The organism is uncultured Halorubrum sp., from assembly GCF_937146585.1.
In the GTDB taxonomy this organism is placed as follows: domain Archaea; phylum Halobacteriota; class Halobacteria; order Halobacteriales; family Haloferacaceae; genus Halorubrum; species Halorubrum miltondacostae.
On the sequence record NZ_CAKZRO010000070.1, the window covers coordinates 1 to 12,896 of the forward strand.

Sequence of the window (12,896 nt, forward strand, 5' to 3'; positions counted from 1 at the left end):
GACCCGACCGACGTTGACCCGACCGACGCCGGTCCGGGGGACGACGACCCGGCCGCCGAGGAGGTGGACCGATGAGTATCGCCGCGATCGCCCGAAAAGACTTCCAGGAGACGGTCCAGTCGCGCGGGATGATCGCCTTGGTGGCGCTGTTTTCGCTGCTCGTCGCCGCGTTCGCCTACGCGGTCCGGCCCACCGGCCAGAGCGAGCAGTTCGCCACGGAAGTGCTGTTGAGCGTCTTCGTCGGCCGCTTCCTCGTCACGACGCTCGTCCCGCTGGTCGGCGTCGTCGTCGGCTACAACGCGGTGAGCGGCGAGCGCGAGTCCGGGTCGCTGAAGCTCCTCCTGTCGCTGCCGCACTCGCGCGCCGACGTCGTCTTCGGCAAGGTCGTCGGCCGCGGCGCGGCGCTCGCGCTCGCGGTGTTCGCCGGCTTCCTGCTGCCCGCGCTCGTGTTGATCGCCGCGCCCGTCGCGTTCAACGCCGGCGCGTTCCTCGGCTACACCGTCTTCGCGGCCGCCCTCGGCGTCGTGTTCGTCGCCATCGCCGTGGGCTGCTCGGCGGCGTCGTCGACCCAGCGCCGCGCGCTCATCGGCGGCGTCGCGATATACGTCCTCTTCGTCCTGCTGTGGGGGGCGATCACCGGTCGCCTGGTCGGAGCCGCCGGACCCGTCGTCGACGCCCTTCCGGTGTCGTCGACGCAGGTCCGAGTGTTCCTCCGCGTCTCGAACCCCACGACCGCCGTCGAGGCGCTGTCGAACGCGTTCCTCGGCGAGCAGCTGTTCACCGGCGACAGCGCGAACCAGCAGCTCTCCGCGGCCGCGATGCTGGTGTTCTGGACGCTCGCGCCGCCGCTCGCCGGCCTGCTGAAGTTCGACACCGACGACCTCTGAGCGCCGCTCCGCACCTGCGGCTCGCGGAGTTGCTCGCCGCAGGTAGTGGGCTCGGGCGGGTTCGAACCGAAAAAAGACGGTCGTCTCGCTCCGCTTGACGCTGCGTCTTTCAGGGTTCGACCGCCCTCAAACAGTCACAGCGGCGCCGCTCACAATATGTTCGCGGCGCCGACAGTGGGCTCGGGCGGGTTCGAACCGCCGATCTCAGCCTTGTAAAGGCCGCGTCATAACCAGCTAGACCACGAGCCCTCACCCGTCTGAACCCGCCGGGAGCGGAAAACGGTTTCTTTCTCCGGCGCGACGATCGACCGTGAACCGCCGTCTCGTCGGGGTCGCGGCCGCGCTCGCGCTCGTCCTCCTCGCCGCCGTCGCCGTCGCCGCGACGAACCCCGCGCTCCTGATCACCGGCTACGACACCGCCACGGTCGAGGCCGTCGACGGCGACACCGGCGCGTCGCTCGCGACGGTCGAGGTCCGCGTCGCCGACAGCTTCCTGAAGCAGTACGTCGGGCTCTCCGCGACCGACGACCTCGACGCGGGCGAGGGGATGCTGTTCGTCCACGGCGACGCCGCGGAACGCGCCTACGTGATGCGCGATATGGCGTTCCCCATCGACATCGTCTTCCTCGACGCCGACGGGACCGTCACGACGGTCCACGAGGCCGCGCCGGAGTCTGGCTCGCTCACCCGCTACGAGGGGACCGGGAAGTACGTCCTCGAAGTGCCCCGCGGTTGGAGCGAGCGCCACGGGGTCGAGCCCGGGGACCGGCTCGTGATCGACCGCGACTGACGCCGCCGCGCGGTCGCCGCGCCGGGCGACGAAACCGCTTTCAGCGTCGCCGGCGTCGCCCCGACCATGACCGGACTCGCTCGCCGGGTCGCGTGGAACCTCCGCCACCGCTGGCGGCGGGTGTTCGCCCTCTGCGTCGTCGGCGCCGGCGTCGCCGCGCCCCTCCTCACCGGCGTCTGGTGGTGGCTCCCGCTCGTGTGGTTCTTCGGCCTCTTCATCGCGCTCCCCGTCCTCCACGTCCTCACCAAGCCCGTCCCCGAAGACGACGCCGACGAGGACGAACACGCGACCGGTGACCCCGCGCTCGACGCCCTCCGCGAGCGCTACGCGAACGGCGACATCGACGAGCGGGAGTTCGAACGCAAGCTGGACCGCCTGCTGGAGACGGAGGACGCGGAGACGGTCGACGACCCCGCAGGAGACGTCGCGGACAGGGTCCGCGAGGGGGTCCGCCGCGAGGTCGAGCGACTGCGAGAGTGAAAACGAGTCGTCGCTCCGCTCGCCCGATCGAAACGCGCTTCCGGCGCGTTACTCGTCGATCTCGCGGTTGTGGACCGCCTCTCCGGAGACCCCGTCGAAGAGGTGGATCGTCTCTTCGGGGATCTCGACGGTGATCTCGTCGCCGGCCGACACCTGCTGGAGGCCGCCGACGGTAGCGATGAACGTCTCGCCCTCCGGCGCGTCCGCGAACCGGAGGTAGACGGTGTTCTCGTCGCCCATCGGCTCGACGACCTCGACGACCGTCGAGAAGGTGTGCTCGCCGGACGAGTCGCCGGCCAGCGCGATGTCCTCCGGGCGGACGCCGAGGGTGAGGTCCGTCACCGCGCCCACGTCGTCGAGCGTCGGCGCCGAGAGCGGGTAGTCGAACACGTCGGCGACGAGCGTCTCGTCGTCCCGCTCGACGGGGAAGAAGTTCATCGACGGGTCGCCGATGAAGCCGGCGACGAAGCGGTTCGCCGGCTCGTGGTAACACTCCAGCGGCGTCGCGACCTGCTGGAGCTCGCCGGCGTTGAGGATCGCGATCCGGTCGCCCATCGTCATCGCCTCGGTCTGGTCGTGCGTCACGTACATCGTCGTGACGTCGAGCTCGTCCTGGAGGCGCTGGAGCTCCGTCCGCATCTCCGACCGGAGCTTGGCGTCGAGGTTGCTGAGCGGCTCGTCCATGAGGAACACCTCGGGGTCGCGGACGATCGCCCGCCCGAGCGCCACCCGCTGTCGCTGGCCGCCGGAGAGGTCGGCGGGCTTGCGGTCCAACAGCTCGGCGATGCCCATCGTCTCCGCGGCGTCGGCGACGCGCGTCTCGATCTCCTCGTCGGAGAGCTCCGTCGACTCCTCTAGGCCGAACGCCATGTTCCCTTCCACGGTCATGTGTGGGTACAGCGCGTACGACTGGAACACCATCGCGATGTCCCGGTGTTGCGGCTTCACGTCGTTGACCCGCTGGCCCGCGAGGCGGATCTCCCCGCTGGAGATCGTCTCCAACCCCGCGACCATCCGGAGCGTCGTCGACTTCCCGCAGCCCGAGGGGCCGACGACGACGAGGAACTCGCCGTCGCGCATCTCGATGTCGACGTCGTCGACGGCGACGACCTCGCCGTCGCCGTCGGGGAACACCTTCGTCACGCCGTCGAGTTCGAGCGTCCCCATGCTATCGCCCCCGCGGCGTCGCGCGGTCGTTCGAGAGCGATACCTCCGGTCGGCTGCGTGAGTGCTGTCGAGTCATAGATTGCTGCTGGCGAGCGATGGCGGTCACGTCGCCACCCCCTCGGCGAACTCCTCGCCGAACGCGATGTACACCGCGAGCGTCGGGAGGGCGGCGATGAACGCGCCCGCCATGCGGAGCGCGAAGTCTTGGCCTTCGAGCGACGTTCCCAGTCCCGCGAGGATCAACACGATCGGCGCGGCCGCGCTGGACTCCGTCTGGACCAGCACGAGGGTGAACAGGAGGTCGTTCCAGATCTGCGTGAACTGATAGATCAGGACCACCGCGAACATCGGTCCCGAGAGCGGGAGCACGATCCGGCGGTAGATCCGGCGGATGGACGCGCCGTCCAGCCGCGCCGCCTCGATCATCTCCTCGCTCATGTTCTTGTAGTACGACCTGAACAGGACGGTACAGATCGGCAGGCCGTACGCCACGTGCGTGATGATCAGTTCGATGACGCTGGCGTAGTCGTTGTTGATCCCGAGCGCCCACAGGAACCCTAACCACTCCTGGAGCGGGATCATCGACCAGAACTGCGAGAGCGGCACGAGAACGGCCTGATAGGGAATGAATACCCCGGCGACCAACAGCGCGAGGACCGGCGCCTTGTACTTCTGCTTCCAATTCGACTGGGTGAGCCCGTAGGCGGTGAAACTCCCGAGGAGCGCCGAGATGACGGTCGCCGGGATCGCGTACAGCGCGCTGTTGATGAGTCCCCGGCCGAGCGCGTCGAACGCCGCCCGCCACTTCTCGAAGGTGAACGTACCGCCCGTGGGCGGCGCGAAGGGAAGGGACCCGCTCACGCCGCTGGGCGTCTTGAACGAGGTGACGAGCCCCGACTCGATCGGGATCAGGAAGAACGTCAACATCCCGAGCAGCCCGAGGTACAGGAGGACCCGGTACGCGTCGAGGCCCGAGAGTAGTCCAGCGGACGCTCCGGGGTCCGCTTCCGTTACCGTGCCGCCGTCGGTTCGTGCGTCGTTGCTCATAGGTTCCCTCGGTTGTACTGGTAGTAGAGGTACGGACCGACGATGCCGAGCGTCATCACGAACAGGGTGATGGCGACCGCGGACGCGTACGCCCAGTTCAGGTTCGCGTACGCCTCGCGGACCATCTTCGTCGCGAGGATGTCGGCCCCGTTCGGCGGTCGGTACCCGCCGACGAGCGAGTAGAGGAAGTCGAACGCCTTCAGCGCGAACACCATCAGGACGACCGAGGCGCTGATCGTCGACCCCTTCAGCTGGGGGATGATCACGCGCCAGTACATCCTGACCGTGGAGGCCCCGTCGACCTTCGCCGCCTCGTAGTGTTCGTTCGGGATCGCCCGCAGGCCCGCGAGGAACACGACCATCGCGTACCCGGCGAACTGCCACATCAGCGCGAACATCACCGCCCAGAGGACGATGTCCGGGTTGCCGATCCAGTCGACTCGGCCGAGGCCGAGCGACGTGATCACGATGTTGATGACCCCGTTGTTGAAGTTGAACATCCACGCCCAGAACTGGGCGGTGACGACGAACGAGAGGCTCATCGGCAGCAGGTAGATCGTCCGGAACGTGTTCTCGAACCGGATGTTGCGGTCGATCAGGATCGCCAACCCGAGCCCGAGCGCCAGCGTCACCAGCGTGAACCCGACGAGCAGGATGAAGGTGTTGATCGCGGCGTCGACGAATCCGCTGTCGGCCAACGCCCGACTGTACATCTGGAAGTCCAGGTCGCTGTAGTCGGGCGTCCCGAACCCGGTGAAGTCCGTCAGCGAGATGAGGAGGTTCCAGATGATCGCCCCGTAGACGAACAGGCCAACCAGCAGGAACGGCGGGAGCCAGAACTGCGACGACTCCACGAAGTCGCTGCCGAACCGCTCGTTCAGCGCGGCGACCGGGCTGAAGCCGGAGCGTTGCCCCTCCTCGGCGACGCCGCCGTCCGTGACCGCGTCGCCACTGTCGTCGCCGGTGTCAGTATTTCGTGTCATATGGTTCTTCGTGCGCCGAAACCGCTAAAATCCGGTCGCATCGTGGACCGGAGTCAGTTAGAGACCGCGTCGACGAAGCCTTCCGTGGCGGCGTCGACGTTGTACGGTCCGGAGAATTCGCTGGAGATGACGTCGTTCAGGGCCGTCATGGTCTCCGAGGGGACGCCCAGCCCGTGCTGGAGGTTCGGCGGCCGCTGGTCGGCATCGGCGAAGTCCTGCTGCGTCTCCTGGAGGTACGGGCCGAACTCGCTCATGTCGACGTCCGTCCGCGTCGGGATCGAACCCTTATACTGGTTGAACGCGACCTGTGCCTTCTTGCTCCCGACGAACGAGAGGAACGTCTCCGTCGCCTCCGGGCTCGGGTTGTCCGAGGGGTAGAGGAACGAGTCGAAGTGGAGCATGTACATGCCCTCCGAGCCGGGGTACGTCTTGAAGCCCCAGTCCTCGTCGTACGCGAAGTCCTCGGCGTTCCGGTAGGCGCCGGCCGCCCAGTTACCCTGGTGGATGAACGCCGCGTTGCCCTCGATGATGTTCTGGTTGGACTCCGTGAGTCCGATCGAGGAGGCGTCCTCGTTGATGTAGTTGCCGAGGATCTCCGCCAGCGACTCGAAGGTCGCTCGGACGGCGGCCTCGTCGGGGCTCCCGTCGAGGAAGCTCATGTACGCGTCGTACCCCTCCTGACCGAGCATGGTCGAGGAGAACAGCTGGGTCGTCGTCCAGGTCCCGCTCGCGCCGTGGGTCATCGGGATCGCGTCCGTCTCGCTCTGGACGGTCTCCAGCGCGTCGATCAGCGCCGAGACGCTCGTCAGCGAGTCGGGGTCGACCCCCGCGTCCTCGACGACCGAGGTGTTGTAGAACAGGCAGTTCAGCCGGTGCGACCCGAGCGGGACGCCCCGGTACGCGCCGTCGTACTGGTGGAGGTCGACCGCCTCCTGAACCATCACGTCCTCGAAGCCTTCGGACTCCCAGACGCTGCCGGCCTCGCCCAGCACGCCGTCGTAGCGCTGGAGGTTCGGGCCGGGCCAGTTGGCGAACGAACTCGGCGGGTCGCCGTTCTGGAGCCGGTTCGCGACGACCGCGTCGAGGTTCTGGTTGCCGCCGCCACCGATCGGGTTGAACTCGTGGTCGACGTCGGGGTACTCCTCGTCGAACGCGGTGACGAGCGCCTCGGCCGCGCGGGCGCCGTCGCCGCCGGTCCACGCGTGGAGGACCTCCAGCGTGTTTCCGCCGCCGTCGCTCCCGTCGCCGCCGTCACCGCCGCCGGAACAGCCAGCGAGTCCTGCGAGCGTCGCTGCCCCCGTCGCTCCGACGAAGTGTCGCCGCGACAACCGCTTGTCTTGGTCTGTCATGGTACTTCACGATGTACAATGGATCTTTGGCATATATACTTACTCATTCTTTTAGAACAATTTCGCAAGTACGCTTCTCTGGCCGCCGCGGGGTCGTACCGCCGTATCTGGATTTCCGCCTGATCGGCGACGGACCGACGAGCATACTACGGTCGGGGCGGTGAGCGTACCCATGCGCCCCTCGACCGCCGCCGTCACGTACCCGATCGCCGGCGACGCCGCGGAGCGACCACTGCTGGCGGTCTGGCTGCTGCTCGCGCTGTCGGTCGTCGTCCCCGTGCTCCCGGCGGTGCCGGTCGTCGGGTACCTCGTCCGCGTGTTGGCCGCCACCGAGCGCGGCGAGTCGATCCCGCCGTTCCTCGCCGAGCCGCGGACGCTCGCCCGGCGGTCGGTCGGGGGAGCGGTCGTCTCGCTGGCGTACCTCGGCGTCCCGTTCGCCGCCCTCCTCGTGACGCTCTACGGCGTCGTCTCGCTGGAGCCCGGGGCGAACGCGCCGGTCGGTCGCATCCTCGCCGGCTCGACGGCCGTCCTCTTCCTCGGGATCCTCGGCACGTACCTCGCTCCGATCGCGTTGACCGCGTACGGGCGCGAGGGATCGCTCCGCCGGGCGTTCTCCCTCGACGCCCTCCGCCCGGTCGCCGGGCACGCTGCCTACTTCTTCGGGTGGACGCTCGGCTTCACCGCGCTCGTCGTCACCGTCGGCCTCGCCGGCGCGCTGTTCACCGTCTCGCGCGCCGGGCCGCTGTTCGGGACGTTCGTCCTCGCCTACGGCCTCCTCGTGGCCGCGTACCTCTGGGGCCGCGCCGTCGAGCGCGCGCGGCGACGGTAAGGGGTCGGGCGGCCGCCGCGACCGACCGATTCTTGAGCGCGCGGCCCCGATTCGTCGGTAATGCAGGGACCGCTGTGGATAGACACGCACGCGCCCGATCTCGACGAGATCCGGCAGGACGAGGCCCGCGACCGCCTGCGCCGGGCCGTCGACGAGCCGATGAACCTCGTCGTTCAGGGGCCGCCGGGGGTCGGGAAGACGGCGGCGGCGCGGGCGCTCGCCGACGCGTCGCACGCCGACCCGGACGCCGACCTGATCGAGATCAACGTCGCCGACTTCTTCGGCCGGACGAAAAAGGAGATCCGCACCGACCCGCGGTTCGAGGGGTTCCTCGAGGGCCGGAGCCGGATGGCGAAGCGGGACATGATAAACCGCGTGCTGAAGGAGTCCGCGTCGTACGCGCCGATGTCCGGCGAGTACAAGACGGTCCTGTTAGACAACGCGGAGGCGATCCGCGAGGACTTCCAGCAGGCGCTGCGCCGCGTGATGGAGAAGCACCACCGGACCACGCAGTTCGTGATCGCGACCCGCCAGCCCTCGAAGCTCATCGCTCCGATCCGGTCGCGCTGCTTCCCGGTCCGCGTGCGCTCCCCGACGACGGACGAGACGATCGACGTCCTCGAGACGATCTGCGACCGCGAGGGCGTCGAGTACGACGACGACGGCTTGGAGTTCGTCGCCAGCGCGGCCGGCGGCGACCTCCGCGAGGCGATCCTCTCGGCGCAGGCGACCGCCGTGGAGGGCGACGCGATCACCATGTCGACCGCCTACGAGACGCTCGGCGACGTGGGCGACGACGACGCGCTCCGCGAGGCGCTCGCCGCCGCCCGCGACGGCGACCTGAAGGGCGCGCGCTCGACGCTCGACGACCTCCTCGACGAGGGGTACGACGGGGGGGAGCTGCTCCGCGAGACGCTCCGCGTCGCCCGCGCCGGATCCGAGTACGGCGGCGACGACCTCGCGCGGCTTCACGCGCTCGCGGGCGAGGCCGACCTCGACCTCTCGGACGGGCTCGACGACGCGACCCACCTCGTCCACCTGCTCGCGGCGTGGGCGGCGGGGCGGACCGAGCTCTCGCCCGCGCTGCGCGACGCGGAGGTGGCCCCGTGAGCCGCGCGCCGCCGCTCTCGCGGCTCCTCCCGTTCCCGGTGGTCGACGCCGCCTGGGACCTCGCGCTCGTCCCGGCGCTCGCGGGGGCCGTCGCGCTGCCCCTCCTGCCGCCGGTCGGCGTCGCGCTCGTCGCGCTCGCCGTCGGGATCCTCTGGTTCCACCGCGACCCGGAGCGCGAGCCGCCCGACGTCGAGGGGACGGTCGTCTCCCCGGCCGACGGCACCGTCTCCGCCGTGCGCGAGGAGGGGTCGCGGCTCCGCGTCGGCGTGTTCATGAACGTCACCGACGTCCACGTCAACCGCGCGCCGATCGCGGGGGAGGTCCGCGAGGTCCGCCACCGCCCCGGCGCGAACCGCCCCGCGTTCGACAAGGAGTCGGACCGCAACGAGCAGGTCGCGATCGACTTCGGCGACTACGAACTGCTCGTCATCGCCGGCTGGTTCGCCCGCCGGATCCACCCGTCGGTCGAGGCGGGCGACCGGGTCGAGCGCGGCGACCGCGTCGGCCACGTCTCGTTCGGCTCGCGCGCGGACGTGGTGTTGCCCGCGGACGTGACCCGCGAGGAGCTGCTCGTCACCGAGGGCGACAGCGTCCGCGCCGGCGAGACGATCGTCGCGGAGCGGTCGACCGCCTCGCAAGAGTCGGACGCCCCGGAAGCGTCGGCGGCCGAGGCCTAGCGCCGGACTCGCCGGCGCGCCCGCGGTTCGGGCATACGCTTTTGTTTCGCGGTGGTGACGGATCCCTGTATGTCAGAGAAGACCATCCACGAGTCGACGCAGTCGCGGAGCCGACAGGGGCTGGCGACCTACCTCCGGCGGATCGCCCGCGCGCTGGGACGCGGCGAGCCGGTACCGGTCGACGACGAGGGGACGGTGACCGTCGACGCGGCCGGGACCGGCGACGTCGAGGTCGAACTCGAACGCGCCGACGGGACGGTCCACTTCGAGGTCGAGATGGAGTGGCCCGACGAGGAGGCCGAGGTCGACGTCGAGGCGGCCGCGAGCAAGGCGACGTTCGAGCTGTACGCCGACAGCGCGGACGAGTACCGCTGGCGGCTTCGCCACGACAACGGCAACATCATCGCCGACGGCAGCGAGGGATACGCGGACAAGCGCGACGCCAGCTCGGGGATCGAGAGCGTCCAGCGGAACGCGCCGGGCGCGCACGTCGTCGACGTCTCGCGCGACGAGGAGGCGCCCGAGGAGGGGGGCAGCGACGCGACGTTCGAGCTGTTCCGCGACAAGGCGGACGAGTACCGCTGGCGGCTCCGCCACGACAACGGCAACGTGATCGCCGACGGCGGGCAGGGGTACGCCTCCAAACAGAAGGCGAAACAGGGGCTCCGCAGCGTCAAGTCCAACGCGCCGGGCGCAGCCGTCGAGGAACCCGAGGAGTAGCTCGCGGCCGCGTCGCGACTCGTCCGCGACCCGCTCGATTGACCGCGGACCGCACCGCTTATTCGCCGGCCTTCACTACGTCCGGCCGACATGGACGCGCTCGACGCCAAGTACCCGTTCTTCGCGAGCGCCCGCGAGGCGGTCGCGTCGGCCGGGGTGTCGCTGCCCGACCTCGTCGCGGCCGACGCCCCCGCCGTCGAGCGCGCCCGCGAGCGCGTCGAGCGCGCGCTCCTCGAAGGGACGGTCGCCGCCGAGAGCGGCGCGTTCCCCGGCGAGTCCGCGTACGACGTACAGGCGGAGCTGCTCTCGTACCCCATCGCGCGGATCCTCGTCTCGCTGCTCGACTCCGACCCCGCCATCGAGAAGTACGCCGCGGCGGAGGCCGCGACCGCCATGGAGCGGGTCCGCCGCGACCTCGAGGCCGACGACGAGCTGCGGTCGGTGTCGTCGGCGACGGTCGCGCTCGACGACCTGCTCGCCGAGTTCGACCTCGCCGACGCCGTGCGTCCCGACGCGACCGCGCCGGCGGGCGCTCGGGGCGTCGCCGGCGCGGGCGGGACCGGCCGCGACCCCGACGGCTACCGGATCGACGTCGGCCCGTACCTCCGGCTCACCTCGCCCGAGTGGGGGGACTCGTGGCGGCTCGTCAACCGCGCGCTCGCCGACGGCGCGGTGCGCGTCTCCCGCGAGGAGCTGCTCGCGGCGCTGGAGGCCGCCGTCGAGGCGCGGGTCGCCGAGGGGCTCCCCTTCGAGGACCTCGGGGAGTCGCTCGCCGAGGCGCTCGAACCGCGCGTGGCCGACCTCCGGCGGCTGCTCTCCGAGCGGACGTACACCGAGCCGCCGGACGTCGTCGCCCCCGCGCTGTTCCCGCCCTGTATGACCAACCTGATCGAGAAGGCCGAGCGCGACGTGACGCTCTCCGCCGCCGAGTCGTTCGCGCTGATGGCGTTCCTCGTCGGCATCGGGATGACGCCCGACGAGGTGGTGGCGTTCTGCGCCGACACGAGCCTCGACGCCGAGGGGATCCGCTACCAGACCGAGTTCCTGACCGACGACCGGGGCACCCAGTACCCGCCGCCGACCTGCGAGACGCTCGCGAACTACGGGATCTGCCACAACGAGGACGACCACATGCAGGTCGCGGCCGACCCGCTCTCGTACTACGAGAAGCAGGTGGCGGCCGCCGACGAGGTGACGGACTGGCGGGACGGACGAGAGGGAGACGAGACGGGAGAGGCCTGACCGCAGCGAGACGAAGCGAAAACTGCGGCGGGAGGAGCGAAGGGAAACCGCGACGGGCGTCGACTACGACTCGTCGCCCGCCCGCATCAGGAACATTCCGACGCCGCCCATCAACAGGACGAACCCGGCGAGCAGTGCGATGAGGGCGATCGCCCCGGCCTGCGGGAGGACCGTCGACCCGCCGAAGGTGACGCCGATCCCGATCAACCCGACGACGAACACCGCGGCGGCCGCCAGCGAGACGGTGATCTGCCGACGGAGTTCCGCGTCGATTTCCATGCCTGCGATTTTCCGTCGCCACTAAAAAAGGACTTCGATGAAGGCGGCACCGCCCCGGATTCGGGCGCTCGCGAGCGGCGAGACGCCCGGTTTCGGACGGGTCGGCGGTGCGTTTACCAGTCTCGGCCGCCTACTTCGGGGCGAAGCGAGGCCCCCGCCTCGCGGTCGTCCCATGACGCACACCCGAAACACGGCCGCGTCACCGGCCGCCGAATCGCCCCGCCGCGACCCCCCGCCGACGTCGCGTCTCGCCGGCCTCGACCCCCGCGCCGAGCGCGCCGCGACCGAGCCCATGACCGTCCGCCGGCTCCCCGACGGCCGGTACGTCGTCGAGACCGACGGCGGCACGTACGTCGTCGACCTCGACGCCGGCGACTGTACCTGCCCCGACCACGCGATCCGCGGGGCCCGGTGCAAGCACCTCCGCCGCGTCGCGATGTCGGTGACCGCGGGCGCGGTCCCGGCCCCCGGCGAGCGCGTCGGCGCCTGTGCGGTCTGCGGGCGGGAGACGTTCGTTCCGGTCGACGGCGGCGAGTCGCACCTCTGCGACCGCCACGCGTTCGCGCCGGGCGACGTCGTCGGCGACCGCGAGACCGGGAAGGACCTGATCGTGACGGCGGTCACGACCGATCGGGCCGACGATTACCGGACCGACGAGGGTCGCCTCGTCGCCGCGTACGACGCCAACGAGGCGTACGGCGCGCACGAGCCCGTCGTCGAGGCCGTCTACGTCGAGTCGCTCCGGCCGGACCGGCCCCCCGCGGACGCCGACGCCTACGGTTTCCCCGCCTCGCGGCTCACCGCGCGAGGAAGGTGACGTCCCGGCGGAGCGTGTACCCCTGCGGGACGCCCACGACCCCGACGCACTCCTCGCACAGCACCCGCTCGTAGTCGCGGTTGGTCTCCTTCTCGAGCAGCGAGACGTCCTCGAGCGGGAACACCGACTCGCAGCGATCGCACTCCGCCTTGTCGCCGTCGACGATCTTCATCGGTCCTCGGTTCCCGCGATTGACACATAAACTCGCGGACGGCGTTATCACTTCGGATAGCGGGTCCGAGAAAAAATTCGCGATCGAGCGTCGGTCGACGGGGTCGGGGGCGCGGGCGGTCCGGCGTTAGCCGAAGAGCTCGCCGAGGCCCTCGCCGCCGTCGCCGTCTTCCTCGTCGTCGTCGTCCGCCTCGTCGGCGGCCTCGGCCTCCTCCTCCTCGTCGTCGTCGTCCGCCTCGTCGGCGGACGCGTCGGCGTCGGCGGCGCCACCGGCGGACGCGCCGGCGGCCGGGGCCGCGGCGGCCGTCTCGATGGCCTCCTCGATGTCGACGTCCTCCAGCGCGGCGA

General features: G+C 70.3%; 16 protein-coding genes and 1 tRNA gene. 9 read left to right on the top strand and 8 right to left on the bottom strand.

Annotated elements, in window-relative coordinates; translation table 11 throughout:
• Positions 1 to 71: 71 nt before the first annotated feature.
• Positions 72 to 887, top strand: a complete 816-nt coding sequence (locus Q0116_RS06430) for an ABC transporter permease subunit (protein ID WP_297886516.1) — start codon at positions 72 to 74, stop codon at positions 885 to 887.
• A 175-nt stretch (positions 888 to 1,062) separates the two neighbouring features.
• Here the strand turns inward: Q0116_RS06430 and Q0116_RS06435 are convergent.
• A tRNA-Val gene (locus tag Q0116_RS06435) sits at positions 1,063 to 1,136 on the bottom strand.
• Positions 1,137 to 1,197: 61 nt separating this feature from the next.
• Between Q0116_RS06435 and Q0116_RS06440 the strand changes: the two genes are divergently transcribed.
• Both Q0116_RS06440 and Q0116_RS06445 read left to right on the top strand, forming a co-directional pair.
• Positions 1,198 to 1,677: a DUF192 domain-containing protein gene (locus Q0116_RS06440; protein WP_297886517.1), complete on the top strand. Its 480-nt coding sequence runs from the start codon at positions 1,198 to 1,200 to the stop codon at positions 1,675 to 1,677.
• A gap of 66 nt (positions 1,678 to 1,743) precedes the next feature.
• Positions 1,744 to 2,157, top strand: coding sequence for an SHOCT domain-containing protein (locus tag Q0116_RS06445; protein ID WP_297886518.1), 414 nt, complete (start codon positions 1,744 to 1,746; stop codon positions 2,155 to 2,157).
• Positions 2,158 to 2,205: 48 nt separating this feature from the next.
• Here the strand turns inward: Q0116_RS06445 and ugpC are convergent, their stop codons facing one another.
• The 4 genes from ugpC to Q0116_RS06465 form a co-directional block, all read right to left on the bottom strand.
• Complete coding sequence (ugpC, locus tag Q0116_RS06450; protein WP_007995964.1) at positions 2,206 to 3,324, bottom strand: ABC transporter ATP-binding protein; 1,119 nt, start codon at positions 3,322 to 3,324, stop codon at positions 2,206 to 2,208.
• A 102-nt stretch (positions 3,325 to 3,426) separates the two neighbouring features.
• The gene (locus Q0116_RS06455; RefSeq protein ID WP_297886519.1) at positions 3,427 to 4,371 is read right to left on the bottom strand and encodes a carbohydrate ABC transporter permease; all 945 of its coding nucleotides are present in this window, start codon (positions 4,369 to 4,371) and stop codon (positions 3,427 to 3,429) included.
• Positions 4,368 to 5,354 (bottom strand): carbohydrate ABC transporter permease, encoded by a 987-nt coding sequence (locus Q0116_RS06460; protein ID WP_007995967.1) that lies wholly within the window; start codon positions 5,352 to 5,354, stop codon positions 4,368 to 4,370. Before Q0116_RS06460 ends, Q0116_RS06455 begins: the two co-directional genes overlap by 4 nt.
• Positions 5,355 to 5,407: 53 nt before the next feature.
• Entirely contained in the window at positions 5,408 to 6,703 is a 1,296-nt protein-coding gene (locus tag Q0116_RS06465; protein ID WP_297886520.1) for an ABC transporter substrate-binding protein, read from the bottom strand.
• Between the two features lie 172 nt (positions 6,704 to 6,875).
• Here Q0116_RS06465 and Q0116_RS06470 point away from each other — a divergent pair, with 172 nt between their 5' ends.
• From Q0116_RS06470 to Q0116_RS06490, 5 genes are all read left to right on the top strand, one after another.
• Complete coding sequence (locus tag Q0116_RS06470) at positions 6,876 to 7,532, top strand: DUF4013 domain-containing protein (protein WP_297886521.1); 657 nt, start codon at positions 6,876 to 6,878, stop codon at positions 7,530 to 7,532.
• A 60-nt stretch (positions 7,533 to 7,592) separates the two neighbouring features.
• A complete protein-coding gene (locus tag Q0116_RS06475) occupies positions 7,593 to 8,642 on the top strand; it encodes an AAA family ATPase (protein ID WP_297886522.1) in 1,050 nt (349 codons plus the stop codon).
• Positions 8,639 to 9,319 (top strand): protein sorting system archaetidylserine decarboxylase, encoded by a 681-nt coding sequence (locus Q0116_RS06480; RefSeq protein ID WP_297886523.1) that lies wholly within the window; start codon positions 8,639 to 8,641, stop codon positions 9,317 to 9,319. Before Q0116_RS06475 ends, Q0116_RS06480 begins: the two co-directional genes overlap by 4 nt.
• A gap of 69 nt (positions 9,320 to 9,388) precedes the next feature.
• Entirely contained in the window at positions 9,389 to 10,039 is a 651-nt protein-coding gene (locus Q0116_RS06485) for an HVO_2922 family protein (protein WP_297886524.1), read from the top strand.
• 90 nt (positions 10,040 to 10,129) lie between these two features.
• Entirely contained in the window at positions 10,130 to 11,281 is a 1,152-nt protein-coding gene (locus Q0116_RS06490) for a DNA primase (RefSeq protein WP_297886525.1), read from the top strand.
• Between the two features lie 63 nt (positions 11,282 to 11,344).
• On the opposite strand, the gene Q0116_RS06495 is transcribed toward Q0116_RS06490, so the two are convergent.
• Positions 11,345 to 11,560: a hypothetical protein gene (locus Q0116_RS06495; protein ID WP_297886526.1), complete on the bottom strand. Its 216-nt coding sequence runs from the start codon at positions 11,558 to 11,560 to the stop codon at positions 11,345 to 11,347.
• Positions 11,561 to 11,732: 172 nt separating this feature from the next.
• On the opposite strand from Q0116_RS06495, the gene Q0116_RS06500 reads away from it, so the two are divergent.
• On the top strand, positions 11,733 to 12,377 hold the full coding sequence (locus tag Q0116_RS06500; RefSeq protein ID WP_297886527.1) for an SWIM zinc finger family protein: 645 nt from the start codon (positions 11,733 to 11,735) through the stop codon (positions 12,375 to 12,377).
• Here Q0116_RS06500 and Q0116_RS06505 read toward each other — a convergent pair.
• Both Q0116_RS06505 and Q0116_RS06510 read right to left on the bottom strand, forming a co-directional pair.
• Positions 12,358 to 12,549: a hypothetical protein gene (locus Q0116_RS06505; RefSeq protein ID WP_297886528.1), complete on the bottom strand. Its 192-nt coding sequence runs from the start codon at positions 12,547 to 12,549 to the stop codon at positions 12,358 to 12,360. The genes Q0116_RS06500 and Q0116_RS06505 overlap by 20 nt on opposite strands.
• Positions 12,550 to 12,675: 126 nt before the next feature.
• Positions 12,676 to 12,896: hypothetical protein (locus Q0116_RS06510; protein ID WP_297886529.1), on the bottom strand; the 221-nt coding region annotated here is incomplete at its 5' end.

What these genes read in the sequence shown, in the direction of transcription:
- Q0116_RS06485 (WP_297886524.1), top strand. Translation starts at nt 9,389, where the DNA reads ATGTCAGAGAAGACCATCCACGAGTCGACGCAGTCGCGGAGCCGACAG.
- Q0116_RS06490 (WP_297886525.1), top strand. Translation starts at nt 10,130, where the DNA reads ATGGACGCGCTCGACGCCAAGTACCCGTTCTTCGCGAGCGCCCGCGAG.
- Q0116_RS06465 (WP_297886520.1), bottom strand. Translation starts at nt 6,703, where the DNA reads ATGACAGACCAAGACAAGCGGTTGTCGCGGCGACACTTCGTCGGAGCG.
- Q0116_RS06505 (WP_297886528.1), bottom strand. Translation starts at nt 12,549, where the DNA reads ATGAAGATCGTCGACGGCGACAAGGCGGAGTGCGATCGCTGCGAGTCG.
- Q0116_RS06500 (WP_297886527.1), top strand. Translation starts at nt 11,733, where the DNA reads ATGACGCACACCCGAAACACGGCCGCGTCACCGGCCGCCGAATCGCCC.
- Q0116_RS06470 (WP_297886521.1), top strand. Translation starts at nt 6,876, where the DNA reads ATGCGCCCCTCGACCGCCGCCGTCACGTACCCGATCGCCGGCGACGCC.
- Q0116_RS06460 (WP_007995967.1), bottom strand. Translation starts at nt 5,354, where the DNA reads ATGACACGAAATACTGACACCGGCGACGACAGTGGCGACGCGGTCACG.
- Q0116_RS06445 (WP_297886518.1), top strand. Translation starts at nt 1,744, where the DNA reads ATGACCGGACTCGCTCGCCGGGTCGCGTGGAACCTCCGCCACCGCTGG.
- Q0116_RS06495 (WP_297886526.1), bottom strand. Translation starts at nt 11,560, where the DNA reads ATGGAAATCGACGCGGAACTCCGTCGGCAGATCACCGTCTCGCTGGCG.
- Q0116_RS06455 (WP_297886519.1), bottom strand. Translation starts at nt 4,371, where the DNA reads ATGAGCAACGACGCACGAACCGACGGCGGCACGGTAACGGAAGCGGAC.
- Q0116_RS06430 (WP_297886516.1), top strand. Translation starts at nt 72, where the DNA reads ATGAGTATCGCCGCGATCGCCCGAAAAGACTTCCAGGAGACGGTCCAG.
- Q0116_RS06475 (WP_297886522.1), top strand. Translation starts at nt 7,593, where the DNA reads ATGCAGGGACCGCTGTGGATAGACACGCACGCGCCCGATCTCGACGAG.
- ugpC (WP_007995964.1), bottom strand. Translation starts at nt 3,324, where the DNA reads ATGGGGACGCTCGAACTCGACGGCGTGACGAAGGTGTTCCCCGACGGC.